At 71.0% G+C, this 14,154-nt stretch carries 12 protein-coding genes; 11 read left to right on the top strand and 1 reads right to left on the bottom strand.

From position 1 onward, the window contains the following. Positions 1–43 precede the first annotated feature (43 nt). The 7 genes from ssd to AC5P1B_RS21120 all read left to right on the top strand — a co-directional run bounded on the left by ssd (position 44) and on the right by AC5P1B_RS21120 (position 5,733). Positions 44–1,150, top strand: coding sequence for a septum site-determining protein Ssd (gene ssd / locus AC5P1B_RS21150; protein ID WP_493888888.1), 1,107 nt, complete (start codon positions 44–46; stop codon positions 1,148–1,150). Continuing rightward, on the top strand, positions 1,147–2,304 hold the full coding sequence (locus AC5P1B_RS21145; RefSeq protein ID WP_493888887.1) for a TadA family conjugal transfer-associated ATPase: 1,158 nt from the start codon (positions 1,147–1,149) through the stop codon (positions 2,302–2,304). The genes ssd and AC5P1B_RS21145 overlap by 4 nt, the downstream gene beginning before the upstream one ends. After that, the gene (locus AC5P1B_RS21140; RefSeq protein WP_493888886.1) at positions 2,301–3,419 is read left to right on the top strand and encodes a type II secretion system F family protein; all 1,119 of its coding nucleotides are present in this window, start codon (positions 2,301–2,303) and stop codon (positions 3,417–3,419) included. The genes AC5P1B_RS21145 and AC5P1B_RS21140 overlap by 4 nt, the downstream gene beginning before the upstream one ends. A gap of 401 nt (positions 3,420–3,820) precedes the next feature. Further along, a complete protein-coding gene (locus tag AC5P1B_RS21135; protein WP_493888885.1) occupies positions 3,821–4,342 on the top strand; it encodes a type II secretion system F family protein in 522 nt (173 codons plus the stop codon). A 243-nt stretch (positions 4,343–4,585) separates the two neighbouring features. Beyond that, complete coding sequence (locus AC5P1B_RS21130) at positions 4,586–4,795, top strand: DUF4244 domain-containing protein (RefSeq protein ID WP_493888884.1); 210 nt, start codon at positions 4,586–4,588, stop codon at positions 4,793–4,795. A gap of 61 nt (positions 4,796–4,856) precedes the next feature. Continuing rightward, positions 4,857–5,246, top strand: coding sequence for a TadE family type IV pilus minor pilin (locus tag AC5P1B_RS21125; RefSeq protein ID WP_493889001.1), 390 nt, complete (start codon positions 4,857–4,859; stop codon positions 5,244–5,246). A gap of 103 nt (positions 5,247–5,349) precedes the next feature. After that, positions 5,350–5,733: an Rv3654c family TadE-like protein gene (locus AC5P1B_RS21120; RefSeq protein WP_493888883.1), complete on the top strand. Its 384-nt coding sequence runs from the start codon at positions 5,350–5,352 to the stop codon at positions 5,731–5,733. Between the two features lie 147 nt (positions 5,734–5,880). Here AC5P1B_RS21120 and AC5P1B_RS21115 read toward each other — a convergent pair whose 3' ends face one another. After that, positions 5,881–8,424, bottom strand: a complete 2,544-nt coding sequence (locus AC5P1B_RS21115; RefSeq protein ID WP_493888882.1) for a DEAD/DEAH box helicase — start codon at positions 8,422–8,424, stop codon at positions 5,881–5,883. A 54-nt stretch (positions 8,425–8,478) separates the two neighbouring features. Here AC5P1B_RS21115 and bldG point away from each other — a divergent pair, with 54 nt between their 5' ends. The 4 genes from bldG (at position 8,479) to AC5P1B_RS21095 (ending at position 13,718) form a co-directional block, all read left to right on the top strand. Further along, positions 8,479–8,820 carry an anti-sigma factor antagonist BldG gene (bldG, locus tag AC5P1B_RS21110; RefSeq protein WP_030392670.1) on the top strand — a complete coding sequence of 114 codons (342 nt, stop codon included), beginning with the start codon at positions 8,479–8,481 and terminating at the stop codon, positions 8,818–8,820. A gap of 141 nt (positions 8,821–8,961) precedes the next feature. Beyond that, complete coding sequence (locus AC5P1B_RS21105; RefSeq protein ID WP_493889000.1) at positions 8,962–9,414, top strand: ATP-binding protein; 453 nt, start codon at positions 8,962–8,964, stop codon at positions 9,412–9,414. A gap of 825 nt (positions 9,415–10,239) precedes the next feature. Further along, positions 10,240–12,648, top strand: a complete 2,409-nt coding sequence (locus AC5P1B_RS21100) for a sodium-translocating pyrophosphatase (RefSeq protein ID WP_493888881.1) — start codon at positions 10,240–10,242, stop codon at positions 12,646–12,648. 476 nt (positions 12,649–13,124) lie between these two features. Then, entirely contained in the window at positions 13,125–13,718 is a 594-nt protein-coding gene (locus AC5P1B_RS21095; RefSeq protein ID WP_493888880.1) for a small secreted protein, read from the top strand. Positions 13,719–14,154 lie beyond the last annotated feature (436 nt).

The following is a 14,154-nucleotide window of genomic DNA, read 5'->3' as shown; positions in this document are numbered from 1 at the left end:
TGTTCGCGGACCCGGAAGTGTGTAGCGAGATGGGGAGGGGACTGTGGCTGGATCTAACGCCTGCGGTCGGCTGGAGACTGGTGAGGAACAACGTCGTAGACCGCTGATCGTGACGGAAGACGAAGAGCTTCTTGATGACCTGTTGCGGTTGTGCGCCGCAGCGGGTGCGGGGCCCGAAGTGGCTCACGGCAGTCTCACGGGTGTCGGCTGGGATGAGTCGCCCCTGATCCTTGTCGGCGATGACTGCTCGGCCAGGCTGCCCGGTGTCGCCCGCAGGCAAGGAGTGCTGCTGATCGGCCGGGATCTTGACGACCCCGGCATCTGGAGGAGAGGCATCGCTCTCGGGGCGGAGCATGTGCTGTTCCTGCCCGACGCCGAGACCTGGCTCGTGGACCGCATGGCGGACGTCGCCGAAGGCGTCGGCGAGCCGGCGGTCACCGTCGGCGTCATCGGCGGCCGGGGCGGAGCCGGCGCGAGCACGCTGGCCTGCGCGCTCGCGGTGTCGGCCGCCCGCTCGGGAACGCGCACGATGCTCATCGACGGCGACCCGCTCGGGGGTGGCCTGGATGTCCTGCTGGGCGGTGAAGGCTCGGCGGGCCTCAGGTGGCCCGCCTTCGCCGAGTCGCGTGGCAGGGTCGCCGCGAGCGCCCTGGAGGAGTCCCTGCCCGAGCTGCATTCCTTACGACTGCTCAGCTGGGACAGGGGCGGCTCGGTGGCCATCGCCCCGACGGCCGTCCGCTCGGTGCTCGCGGCCGCCCGCCGCAGAGGCGGAGTCGTGGTGGTGGACCTGCCACGGCGCGTCGATGAGGGAGCCGCGGAAGTGCTCGCGCAGCTGGACGTCGGCCTGATCCTCGTCCCCGCCGAGCTGCGATCCGTCGCCTCGGCTCACCGTGTGGCGTCGCGGGTGCGGATGGTGCTGCGCGATCTGCGCTTGGTGGTGCGCGGGCCCTCGGCGCCGGGGCTGGACGACGAGGAGATCGCTCGGCTGCTGGCGCTGCCGCTCGCCGGCGAGCTCCCGCCCGAGCCGGAGCTGCTGGCGTCGCTCGATGCCGGAGACCCGCCGGGCGCCAGCGAGCGCGGGCCGCTCGCCCGGTTCTGCGCCGAGTTCTGGGCGCGGGCGCTGCCCAGCGGAGGAGGTGTCGCCGCATGAGTGACGTGCTGCTGGACGCGGTGCGGTCCCGGCTCGCGGGCAGCGGTGCCGACCCGACACCCGCGAGGGTGGCCGCCGCGTTACGGGAGGAGGGGCGGCTGCTGGGCGACACCGAAGTACTCGGAGTCGTGACGGCACTCCGCTCGGAGCTGGTCGGCACCGGGCCGCTTGAGCCGCTGCTCGCGATGCCGGATGTCACGGACGTCCTGGTCACCGCGCCGGACCAGGTGTGGATCGACCGAGGGGCCGGACTGGAGCGGACCACCGTCAGCTTCACCGACGCGGCCGCCGTGCGCAGGCTGGCGCAGCGACTCGCCGCGGTGGCCGGGCGGCGGCTGGACGACGCCAGACCCTGGGTGGACGCCCGGCTGCCGGACGGAACACGGCTGCACGCCGTCCTCCCGCCAGTGGCCGTCGGGACGACCTGCCTGTCCTTACGAGTAGTCCGCTCCAGGGCATTCAGCCTCGCCGAGCTGACGGCGGCGGGGACCGTGCCGCCCGGAGGCGAAGGACTGCTCAGAGCGATGCTCGACGCGCGGCTGTCGTATGTGATCAGCGGCGGCACCGGCTCGGGCAAGACCACGCTGCTGAGTACGCTGCTCGGCCTGGTCAGCCCGGATGAGCGGATCGTGCTGGCCGAGGACTCCGCGGAGCTCCGGCCCGATCACCCCCACGTCGTACGACTGGAGACGCGGCCTGCCAACCAGGAAGGCCGGGGCCTGGTCACCTTGCGCGACCTGGTGCGGCAGGCGCTGCGCATGCGCCCGGACCGGCTTGTCGTCGGTGAGGTGCGCGGGGCGGAGGTGACCGACCTGCTCGCGGCGCTCAATACGGGACATGAGGGTGGTTCCGGGACGGTCCATGCAAACGCCGCGGGCGATGTGCCCGCCAGGCTGGAAGCCCTTGGATCGACCGCCGGGCTGGACCGGGCAGCTCTGCACAGCCAGCTGGCCGCCGCACTGTCCGTCGTGCTCCACCTGGTGCGGGACCGCGCCGGGCGGCGACGTCTCGCCGAACTGCACGTGCTGGAACGCGACAGGACCGGGCTGGTCACCACCGTGCCCGCCGCCGTCTGGGGCGGCAACGGCTTCGAGCGCGTGCGGGGCTGGGCGCGGCTGGACCGGCTGTGTACACGAGGCGGTGAGGTCGCGTGACGAGCGGTGTGGTGTTTGACCCGATGGCGGCGTGTGTGGCGCTGCTGTGCGTGGCGGCCGCTGTCTGGTGTGGCTTCGGCCCTGACCCTCAGCTATGGCGCGCCAAGCTGGTCTTCGCCGGTTCCGGTTCCGGGGGCGCCGGAGCCGCCTCGGCGCGGGGGCTGGTCGCGCCGTCGGTCTGGGCGCGAGGCGGCCCGGTGTGGGAGCCGTGGCTGCGTACGGCGCTGCTCGCGCACGGCCGGTGGCGTTGGTGCGCACGGCTGCGGCGGCACCGGCCCGGGCGTGAGCTGTGGTGCTTTCCCGCTGGGGGCGTGCTCGCGGTGCTGGGGGGATCAGTGTTGCCTTTGCTCGGCGCGCTCGTGGCCGCGCCGCTCACTCGCCGCTGGTTGCTCGCCCGGCGGCGCCGACAGGAACGGGACCACCGGGCCGCCGCGGTGATCGGTTTGTGTGGCGCGGTGGCCGGTGAGCTGCGCGCCGGGCGGCAGCCGGGGGACGCGCTGCTGGCTGTCGGCCCGGTGGAGCGCGTCGAGAGGTGGGCGGCGGTCACGGCGGCGGCCCGGTTCGGCGGTGATGTTCCCGGAGCGCTGCGCCAGGCCGCCGGTAAGCCCGGCGCGGAAGGGCTGACGGGCGCGGCCGCGTGCTGGCAGGTGGCCGTCGACGGCGGAGCGGGTCTCGCCATCGGACTGGAGCGCGTAGCGGCTGCGTTACGCGCGGAGCGCGACCAACGCGAAGAGTTGCGGGCTCAGTTGGCCGGTACGAGGTCAACGGCGGTGATGCTCGCCCTGCTGCCCGCCTTCGGCCTGCTGTTGGGCAGTGCCTTGGGTGCCGATCCGCTACGGGTCCTTCTGCATACTCCCGCTGGTCTTGGCTGCCTGGTGACGGGCGGATTGCTGGAGTGGGCCGGGCTGGCGTGGATCGCCCGGGTCGTGCGGAACGCGGCCGGGCCGGAAGTGGAGAAGGTCGCTACGGGTGCGGTGCGCGAGGCGCCGGGGGTGATGGAGGGCGCGGGAGCGAGGAAGGCGACGGGGACAGGCAGAGCAGCGGAACGGGCGCAAGCGTCCGGGACTGCGGGGCAAAACAACACAAAAGCGGCCAATGGGGTGATGGTGTGGTGACCGTGCAAGTTATCCACAGGATGGGGATGGTCATCGCTCTGGCGTGCCTTGTCGTGGGCGCCACCCTCGTGATCAGCGGGATGCGGCGCGACCGGATCGCGGGTAGACGACGGGTTCATCTGTTGCCAGGCCGCGGGCAGGGAACCAGACGCGAGGCGGTGGATGGGTTCAGTCGCTGGGCGTCCGCTGGTCGGCGGGGCGGGGTCTGGGCGCCGGGGGTACGGGGATGGCTGGTCGCCGCCGGTTGCGGGTGCCTTGGTCCCATCCTCCTCGACGGCTGGCCAGGGTATGCCGGGGGGCTCGCCGTGGCGTACGGGACCTGGCGATGGCAGCGCAGACGTACGGCGGTGCCCGCAGCGACCGTGGCCGGTGACGGAGGAGGCGCGGCTGGTGCGGGTCGTGTGAGCGCGGCCCATGGGATGCGTGGTGCGCATGAGTGGCAGGAAGCGGGTGCGCTGCGAGCGGCGGGCGAGGGCCGTCTCGCGGCAGAGCAACTGCCGTTGGCCGCCGACCTGCTGGCTGCCTGCCTGGCCGCCGGTGCGGGGCCACGCGAGGCGGCGGCAGCGGTGGGAAGTTCGCTGGGTGGTCCGGTGGGTGAGCGGCTCTCCCAAGCGGCGGCTGAACTGCGGCTCGGCGGCGAACCAACCGTCGCCTGGGGCCGCGTGGGCGTCCTCCCAGGCGCAGAAGGACTGGCGCGGGCCCTGGAGCGGGCGGGCACCACGGGAGCGCCCGCGGTCGAGCCGGTCTCCCGGCTGGCGGCCGACTGCCGGGCCGACCGCGGCCGAGCTGCCGGGGCCCGCGCCAGACGCGCGGGAGTTGTGGCCACCGCCCCCCTGGGCCTGTGTTTTTTGCCCGCGTTCCTGCTGATCGGCGTGGCGCCCGTGGTGATCGGGCTTGCGAACGGGCTGCTGGCCGGCAGCTGACGCCACCACGCAGCGGGATGGCCAGTGCGGGGCCTCCCGGTGCCGCGAGGACCGTGTCCCGAGGGAAGCGGGCAGCTCAGCCCAGCAGCTCGGCGGCGGCGTGGAGCGTGGATGCGGTGGGTCGGAACGGAACGGAGGGGGTGGAGCCGACGGAGGGGGTGGAGCCGACGGCGGCAGCGAGGACGGCAGACGAGAACGCGCAGGGCAGTGGAACGAACAAGGAAGAAGAGAAGAGGGGGCGTCATGGTTCTTCAGTGGTGCGGACAGCGGTGTGCGGTGGTGAGGCGGGCCGCCAGGAACAAGTACGAGGCCGGCATGGTGACGGCTGAGTACGCGGTGGGGACGATCGCGGGGTGTGCCTTCGCGGCCGTCCTGTACAAGGTGGTGACCGGCGGCACCGTGAGCAGCGCGCTTCAGTCAGTCATTGGGAAGGCGCTCGATGCGCAGTTCTGACCGGGGGCTTGGGGGAGCGGGCCGAGCGCGGGGGCCGGAGGGCCCGGAGGCTGATCTCCGGGTGTGTGGCGCCCAGGGTGGGCGTCGCGGTGGGGTGCGCGGTCGGCGCGACGACCGGGGGTATGTCACCGCGGAGGCGGCGGTGGCTCTGCCGACGCTGGCGCTGTTCGCCCTGTCGCTGATCTGGGGCTTGATGGCGGCGGCAGCGCAGATCCAGTGTGTGGACGCGGCGCGAGCCGGTGCTCGCGCCGTGGCGCGGTCGGAACCGGCGGCGGATGCGGTCGCCGCCGCCCGGTCAGCCGCGCCGCGTGGTTCGGAGATCAAGGTCGGGCGCGAAGGAGACCTCGTACGCGTACGGGTCGAGACCCGAGCCGCCGGGCCGGGGCCGCTGGCGATGCGGCTACGAGGGGAGGCGGTGGCTCTTGCGGAGGACATCGGCGTACCGGAATGAGACGCGGGCGAGGCACCCACGCGATGGCTCGGTGGCTTCGTCGGACGGGGTGGTGGGAGAAAGCGAGGCAGCAGGATTGGTGCGGAGGCCTCGCAGGGGCGGTGTGCGGGGGCGCGACGACGGGATAGCGACCGTCTGGGTGGCGGTGGCCGCGTCGGCGCTGTGTGTGGTGTTCGCGGTGGTGCTGACGATGGGGTCCGTCGTCGTGGCGCGGCACAGGGCCGGGGGCGCGGCCGACTTGGCGGCGCTCGCGGCCGCCGACCATGCCATGGCGGGCCAACGTGTGGCCTGTGACGAGGCAGGGCGGGTCGCCCGGGCGCAGGGCGCGCGGGTGGTGCGGTGCGTGGTGCGAGGGGAGTTCGCGGACATCACAGCCGAGGTATCGGCCGCTGGAACGTCCTCCGCGCTGCTGCCTTCTGGAGCCGCCAGGGCGTTCAGTCCTCAGGTCCGCTCCAGGGCGGGACCAGCCATATCGGTGACGCGGTGACACGGCAGGCACTGAGTCGGGCAGAGGCGCGGCGGCGCGGCGTTGTGGAGACATGGTGGCGTGGAAGGCGTGGAGGTCGGGAGCGCCGCGCGGTCGGGTCGCCGACGTGCCATCGCGGGTGAGTCGGGCGGGGTGGGGTCGGCGGGATCAGTGGGGTTCTGGAGAGCTGGGCGAAGAGGGAGGCGGAGGTGTGGCTTGGGTGAGGAGTTCGGTGAGGAGGCGGACGGCGGCCTTCTTGTCCAGCGGGTCGTTGCCGTTGCCGCACTTGGGGGACTGGATGCAGGACGGGCAGCCGGAGTCGCACTCGCAAGACGCGATCGCCTCGCGCGTCGCAGTGAGCCAGCGGGCGGCTGTGTGGAAGGCCCGTTCAGCGAACCCCGCGCCGCCGGAGTGGCCGTCGTAGACGAAGACGGTGGGCAGCAGGGTGTCGGGGTGCAGCGGGATAGACACGCCGCCGATATCCCAGCGGTCGCAGGTGGCGAAGAGGGGCAGCATGCCGATCGACGCGTGCTCGGCGGCATGCAGGGCGCCGCCCAGCGCCTCGGGGCTGACCTGGGCGCGTTCCAGCTGGTCCTCGGTGACTGTCCACCAGATGGCGCGGGTGCGAAGAGTGCGGGGCGGCAGGTCCAGTCTGGTCTCGCCCAGGACCTCACCGGTGATCAGTTTCCGACGCAGGAAGGAGACAACCTGGTTGGTGACCTCGACTGAGCCGAAGCACAAGCGGGCGTCGCCCCAGGGGATTTCCGAGCTGGTCTCCAGGATCGCGATGCCGGTGGTGTCGCGGGCCGTCGTCGAGTAGGGAGGGTCGGCCTCTTCGACGAGCGCTGCGGAGTCCTCCAGGTCGAGGTGGCTGACGAGGTACGTGCGGCCCTGGTGGAGGTGGACCGCGCCGTCGTGCACGGTGGTGTGGGCGGCGGCGGCGTCCACCGTGCCCAGCAGCCGACCGGTGGAGGCTTCCACCACCTGGACCGGCTTTCCGCCCTCGCCCCGGATGTCGGTCAGGTCCGCCGCGCGCTCACGGCGGGTCCAGTGCCAGGCGGTGGCGCGGCGGCGGAGCAGTTTGCGTTGCACGAGCTGCGGGATCAGGTCGCCGGCCGCTGGGCCGAACAGGTCAAGGTCGGCGTCGGTCAGCGGAAGTTCGGCGGCGGCCGCGCAGAGGTGCGGTGCCAGGACGTACGGATTGTCCGGGTCGAGCACGGTGGACTCGACGGGCTGCTGGAACAGCGCCTCGGGGTGGTGGACGAGATAGGTGTCCAGCGGGTCGTCCCGGGCGATGAGGATCGCCAGCGCGCCCTGGCCCGCGCGTCCTGCTCGGCCCGCCTGCTGCCACAGGGAGGCTCTGGTGCCGGGATATCCGGCGAGGAGCACGGCGTCCAGGCCCGCGACGTCGACACCGAGTTCGAGGGCGGAGGTGGCGGCGAGGCCGAGGAGTTCGCCGCTGTGCAGGGCGCGTTCCAGGGCTCGCCGCTCCTCGGGCAGATAGCCGCCCCGGTACGCGGCGACCCGGCCGCGCAGTGAGCGGGACACCTCGGAGAGACGGTCCTGGGCGATCAGGGCGACGAGCTCAGCACCGCGCCGGGAGCGGACGAAGGCGACGGTCCGGGTGCCCTGGATGGCCAAGGCGGTCAGGAGGTCGGCGGTTTCCGCCGTGGCGGTCCTGCGTACGGGCGCGCCGCGCTCCCCGTGCAGTGCGGTCAGCGGCGGTTCCCACAGGGCGAAGACGAGTTCGCCTCGGGGCGAGCCGTCCTCGGTGATCTCGATGGGGGTGACGCCGGTCAGGCGGGCGGCTGAGCGGGCGGGGTCAGCGGAGGTCGCCGAGGCGAGGAGGAAGACGGGGTCCGCGCCGTAGCGGGCACAGACACGGCGCAGCCGGCGCAGCACCTGGGCGACGTGGGAGCCGAAGACGCCCCGGTAGGTGTGGCACTCGTCGATGACGATGTAGCGCAGTGCGCGCAGGAAGGAGGACCAGCGGGGGTGCCCGGGCAGGATGCCGCGGTGGAGCATGTCGGGGTTGGTGAGGACGTAGTTCGCGTGGCCGCGAATCCATTCGCGTTCCTCGACGGGGGTGTCCCCGTCGTAGACCGCCGTACGGATGCGGGAGCCGAGCGGCTGGGCGAGGGCGGAGACAGCGCGGCGCTGGTCAGCGGCGAGCGCCTTGGTCGGGGCGAGGTACAGCGCGGTGGCGCCCCGGGCTCCCGCTCGGGGCGTGGCGGCACCGCCCGGGCGCGCCCCGGCCGCGCCCGGGCGGGCGGCGCTCGCCCCACTGGGCGGCTCGGAGCCGTCCAGCAGGGCGCTGAGCACGGGAGCGAGGTAGGCCAGGGACTTGCCCGACGCGGTGCCGGTGGCGACGATGACGGACTCGCCGCGCAGCGCGTGCTCCGCCGCACGGGCCTGGTGGCTCCACGGACGGTCGATGCCGGTCGCGGCGATGGCGTCGATCACTTCCGGCCGGATCTGTGAAGGCCAGTCGGCATGCATGCCCGCACGTGGGGGCAGGTGCTCCGTATGAGTGATGCGCGCCGCCCGGTCTGTTCCTGTGGTGAGCTGACCGAGCACGGCTCGCGGGGAGTCACGTATCCCAGCGGGTGGCGGGAGTTGATTGTGGGCCATTGACCCAGAGTCTGTCACTGGCGTGGCGGACAATGGGCTCAAGGCGTCGTGCGCGCCTACTGGTAAGTGATTGAATGCCATCGCGGCTGCCGATCCATGGGGGGCGACCGCTCGATGCAAGGTGCTGGAGGATCCGTGGACCTGTCCCTGTCGACCCGGACCGTAGGCGACCGCACGGTCGTCGAGGTCGGTGGCGAGATTGATGTATACACCGCGCCCAAGCTGCGGGAGCAGCTGGTCGAGCTTGTCAACGACGGTAGCTACCACCTGGTCGTTGACATGGAGGGCGTCGACTTTCTCGACTCCACCGGGCTCGGCGTGCTGGTTGGCGGGCTCAAGCGGGTGCGTGCCCATGAGGGCTCGCTGCGCTTGGTCTGCAACCAGGAGCGCATTTTGAAGATCTTCCGTATCACCGGCCTGACCAAGGTGTTCCCCATCCACACCTCGGTCGAAGACGCCGTCCAGGCCACCGACTGACGGTGCCGGGGTGCCCCATGCCAATGGCCCGGGGTGGAAGATCGTCGTGGCGGGGGGTTCCGGGCTGACTGCCCGGCCCCTCCGCGAGTTCGCCTTGTCCCGGCAGAGAGGGATAAGGCACGTATGACCGAGGGGGATGGCATGGCCACCGTCGAACTTCGTTTCAGTGCCCTTCCGGAGCACGTCCGCACCGCCCGCCTGGTGGCGGCGGCTGTGGCGCGCCGGGCCGGAGTCGATGAGGCTGTGCTGGACGAGGTGAGGCTGGCCGTCGGTGAGGCGTGCTCGCGTGCCGTCGGACTCCATGTCAGCCATGGCGTGAAGGCCCCTATTCAGGTTGTGCTGATCGAGGAGGAGAAGAAGTTCTCCATCGAGGTCGGTGATGAGGCGCCGCGCGCCGTCGCCAGTCGGTCGGCGGATGCCGGGGCTGGTGCCGAAGCCAACGGCACAGGTGAGGACGCCGGTGCCGAGGGGGATGACGAGATGGGCCTCGCTGTGATCAGCGGGCTCGTCGATGACGTCGAGGTGTCGTCCAGCGAGTCGGGCGGCCTGATCCGGATGAGCTGGCCGACCGCCCCCGCACCCGTTGTGACCTGAGGGCGTCGGGCCCCGGGGCCACCGTCTCCTGGCCGTCTGCCAGCCTGTGCCGCGCTGCGGCCGCGTCGCTGGCGTGGCCATTGCCGTGCTGTTGCCTGCGCGGCTACTGAGCACCGTTCACGTGCGGTGCCGTGCCCGCGCCTTGCCGCACTTGCCCTGCACTGCCCCGTTTGTGGGCCCTGTCCTGCATGGTGGCCTTGCCGTTATGCGTTGCCGTTTGCCGGACCCTGGTGTGCTGAGCGGAGCCGAGGCTCGGTCGCTCCGGCGTGTCGCGGACCGGTTCGTGGACGGTCCGCCACGCCCGGGTGGCGTTCGCTTGCGTCTCGTCGTCGGCCTGGTCGGGAGCCGCCGGCGGCGCGACTGGTTCTGGCGCTCGATGCGGCGGGGTGACGTGAGCTGGGCGGGGCACGGCTCAGTGGCTGGTGCGTGTCCGGTTGTGTTGTCTGGCGCTTCTCGGTCTTCGGCGCCCGCGTCCTCGCCTCGTACGGGCCGCCGAGCAGCCCTGTTCTCCGTAATGCCCTAAAACTGTTCGAAGGTGCCCCCTGGGTGCGCCGTAAAGCCCTGAACAGGGGCGTTCGTAAGACTCTTAGATCATTTAGCAGTCGTCACCGGAATGACAGCTCTCATCCTTCTGAGGGAAATATCGGGGCCCGTTCCATTCGATCACCGCTGGTGCAGGCGAAATCCCTTTGAGGCGCACTGTTTTGATCTAGTGCTGATACCTACAATCCGTCCACATCTTGAGCTCAGGACGCCTGAGCGTGGCGGCTGTTTCGCGGTCGCGAAACTGCCGCACGCCCATGTGCCAAACGTCAAGGAGGACGAATGGCGGGGCCTTCTACCCCTCATCAGCTACACCTATCCCCAACCCTGGCCGCTGCCGAGCTGACCGACAGCAACCGATTGATCGTCCTGGTGATCGCCGCTGTAGCGGTGGCAGCGCTCGCCGTAGCAATGGTGCTGGTGCGTCAAGTGCTCGCCGCGGGCGAAGGCACCGAGCGCATGAAGGAGATCGCCGCGGCGGTACAGGAAGGCGCGAATGCCTATCTGGCCCGGCAGTTGCGCACCCTCGGCGTATTCGCCGCTGTCGTGTTCTTCCTGCTCATGCTGTTGCCGGCGGACAACTGGACACAGCGCGTCGGGCGTTCGCTGTTCTTCTTGATCGGCGCTGGATTCTCCGCGGCGACCGGGTATATCGGCATGTGGCTCGCGGTGCGCAGCAATGTGCGGGTCGCGGCCGCCGCTCGGGAGGCGACGCCGGAAGAAGGCGCGCCGCGTAAGGATCTCACCGACGTTTCGCATACGGCCATGAAGATCGCTTTCCGCACGGGCGGTGTGGTCGGCATGTTCACCGTGGGGCTCGGGCTCCTGGGCGCGTCCTGTGTGGTGCTCGTGTACGCGGCCGACGCGCCCAAGGTGCTTGAGGGCTTCGGACTCGGCGCGGCGTTGATCGCGATGTTCATGCGAGTCGGCGGCGGCATCTTCACCAAGGCGGCCGACGTCGGAGCCGACCTCGTCGGCAAGGTCGAGCAGGGCATCCCGGAGGACGATCCACGGAACGCGGCGACCATCGCGGACAACGTGGGCGACAACGTCGGTGACTGCGCGGGCATGGCCGCTGACCTCTTCGAGTCGTACGCCGTGACCCTGGTGGCCGCGCTGATCCTCGGCAAGGTCGCGTTCGGGGACTCGGGACTGGCGTTCCCGCTGCTGGTCCCGGCCATCGGGGTGGTCACCGCGATGATCGGGATCTTCGCGGTCGCGCCACGGCGGTCCGACCGCAGCGGCATGACGGCGATCAACCGCGGCTTCTTCATCTCCGCGGCGATCTCGCTGGTGCTGGTGGCGGGTGCGGTCTTCGCCTACCTGCCGTCGTCCTACGCGGACCTGGACGGCGTGACGGACGAGGACATCCTGAGCCACGGCGGCGACCCGCGGTTCCTCGCGCTCGTCGCTGTCGCCATCGGTATCGTGCTGGCGGCGCTCATCCAGCAGCTCACGGGGTACTTCACCGAGACGAGCCGGCGGCCGGTACAGGATGTCGGCAAGACATCGCTGACCGGTCCGGCGACCGTCATCCTGTCCGGCATGTCGCTCGGACTGGAGTCGGCGGTCTACTCGGCGGTGCTCATCGGGCTGAGCGTGTACGGCGCCTTCCTGCTGGGCGGCACGTCCATCATGCTGGCGCTGTTCGCGGTGGCCCTGGCCGGTACGGGGCTGCTCACCACCGTCGGCGTGATCGTCGCCATGGACACCTTCGGTCCTGTCTCCGACAACGCGCAGGGCATCGCCGAGATGTCGGGTGATGTGCGAGGCGAGGGCGCGCAGGTGCTCACCGACCTGGACGCGGTCGGCAACACGACGAAGGCCATCACCAAGGGCATCGCCATCGCGACGGCCGTACTGGCCGCGGCAGCGCTGTTCGGCTCGTACCGGGACGCCATCGCCGAAGCGGTCGACGAGGTGAACGCGAAGGCCGGCGAGATGAACCTCAGCATGGACATCTCCCAGCCGAACAACCTCGTCGGCCTCATCCTCGGAGCCGCTGTCGTCTTCCTCTTCTCGGGGCTGGCGATCAACGCGGTGTCGCGGTCGGCGGGCTCGGTGGTCTACGAGGTCCGGCGGCAGTTCCGTGAGAAGCCCGGGATCATGGACTACACCGAGAAGCCGGACTACGGGCGTGTGGTGGACATCTGCACCAAGGACGCGCTGCGTGAGCTGGCCACACCCGGCCTGCTCGCGGTCCTGGCCCCTATCGCTGTCGGGTTCTCGCTCGGCGTCGGCGCGCTCGGCTCGTTCCTGGCGGGTGCGATCGGCACCGGCACCCTGATGGCCGTCTTCCTCGCCAACTCCGGAGGCGCCTGGGACAACGCGAAGAAGCTCGTGGAGGACGGGCATCACGGCGGCAAGGGCAGCGAGGCGCACGCGGCGACGGTCATCGGTGACACCGTCGGCGACCCGTTCAAGGACACCGCGGGCCCGGCGATCAACCCGCTGCTGAAGGTGATGAACCTGGTGGCGCTGCTCATCGCGCCCGCGGTGGTGAAGTTCAGCTACGGCGACGACGCGAGTCCGGGTCTGCGGGCCGTGATCGCGGTGCTGGCCATTTTGATCATCGTTGGTTCGGTTTACCTGTCCAAGCGGCGCGGGATCGCCGTGGGTGAGGAGGGCGACGACTCCGCGCCAGTGGCGAAGAGCGTCGATCCGGGCGTCGATCCAGCGGTGGTCTCCTGACCCCGGCCGCACAGGCCGTCGTCGGCACCTGGCCTCGGCCGTGGCGGGCAGCCGCCCGGCACTGACGGTGGAAGGGGGCCGAGGCCGGACCAGGTGCGGATGCACAGGCAGGAACGATTGGGCGGGCAGCGTGCGTTGGCACGCTGCCCGCCTTTCGTGCGCCCCCCACGCCGGAGGCGCAGCCCTGACGCCCCGTCTGGAGTGCCGTTCGCGTGGTCTGCGACAGGGCCGTACGGGTCCAACCGTTAGGCCGTACAGGGGTGTCGGTCCGGTCGCGCGGTTGGCCTTCGGGTCCGCGCGGGCCTTGGGCCGGACCGGTGGCGCAGGCCGGATCGCTGTCCGTATGGCGAGGCGAACGCCACGCCCAGTCCGGTGCAAATAGCCGCAATAGGGCATATAAGGGATGCTCGACTCGTAGCTCTCGCTCTTTGGGCGTGTAAGTTCCGGGGCCGAAGGCCATGGAAGGGACCAATCCGGTGAACAAGAAGCTTGTGGCGGCACTGTCCGGCGGTGCGGCACTCGTACTGGCGCTGACCGGCTGCGGCGGTGACGACGATGGGGACAAGAAGGTCGATGACTGGGCCAAGAAGGTCTGTGACGGCGCACAGCCACAGCTGAAGAAGATTCAGGACGCCAACGCCTCGATCCAGGAGGCCGCGGACGAGCCTGATTCCAAGAAGCTCCAGCGCACGGACTCGAAGGCCTTCCAGCAGATCTCCGAGGCGTACAAGGCGCTCGCCAAGTCGGTGGACGACGCGGGGGCCCCACCCGTCGATGACGGGGAGACGACCCAGAGCGAGGCGGTCAAGGAGCTCAACGCCACGTCGAAGGCGTACGCGGACCTGAAGACCACCGCCGACAAGCTGGACACCAAGAACAAGTCGAAGTTCGCCGAGGGTCTCAACGGCATCGCCGAACAGCTCAAGAGGCTGAGCCAAAACGGTGACAAGGCCCTGGACAAGCTCCAGGACGGCAAGGTGGGCGACGCGATGTCGAAGGAGAAGGGCTGCCAGAAGCCCTCGGGCGACGCTTCCGCTCCGTCCGTGTCGAAACCGCCGAAGGGTTCGTAGTCCTGACGTCGTGTCCGACAGGCGTCCGGCGCCGGGGCGAGCCGTCGGCGCCGTCCTGGCGCGGGGGCGGCGGCTCGCGTACGCCGCCCCGGCGCTGACGTGGTCCTCGCCGCCCCGGTCGCCGGTGCGGCATACCACGTCGTTCTGACGCCGCGTCCCGGCTGACGCCGTGTCCTGATGCCGGTTTCCGTCCAGGCAGGTGTTTGGCTGGTCCGGTTGCCTGGTCGGGGGTTTTCCCCGACCGGTCCTTTCCGCCGGGTGTCGCACGGCGGGGCCGTGACCGTTGTGACGGCGGTCGCGTGCCGGGATGACAGAGGCAGGAGGGGCGCGGGACGCGGATTCCGCGAGCGCGCGGTGCGAGGGCCGTGCTTGAGCGGTATGGAGGGCCCGGCGCGGCGCCAGAGATGGCGCCGCGCCGGGTCTTCGCCGATTGTCA

It is taken from the genome of Streptomyces sp. A01, assembly GCF_059026195.1.
The sequence above is the reverse complement of the archived record's forward strand: the minus strand, read 5'-3'. Positions and strand labels throughout refer to the sequence as shown.

Excerpts from the sequence above, each read along its gene's own strand:
- AC5P1B_RS21145 (WP_493888887.1), top strand. The coding sequence starts at position 1,147 with ATGAGTGACGTGCTGCTGGACGCGGTGCGGTCCCGGCTCGCGGGCAGC.
- AC5P1B_RS21130 (WP_493888884.1), top strand. The coding sequence starts at position 4,586 with ATGGTTCTTCAGTGGTGCGGACAGCGGTGTGCGGTGGTGAGGCGGGCC.
- AC5P1B_RS21115 (WP_493888882.1), bottom strand. The coding sequence starts at position 8,424 with ATGGCATTCAATCACTTACCAGTAGGCGCGCACGACGCCTTGAGCCCA.
- AC5P1B_RS21105 (WP_493889000.1), top strand. The coding sequence starts at position 8,962 with ATGGCCACCGTCGAACTTCGTTTCAGTGCCCTTCCGGAGCACGTCCGC.
- AC5P1B_RS21100 (WP_493888881.1), top strand. The coding sequence starts at position 10,240 with ATGGCGGGGCCTTCTACCCCTCATCAGCTACACCTATCCCCAACCCTG.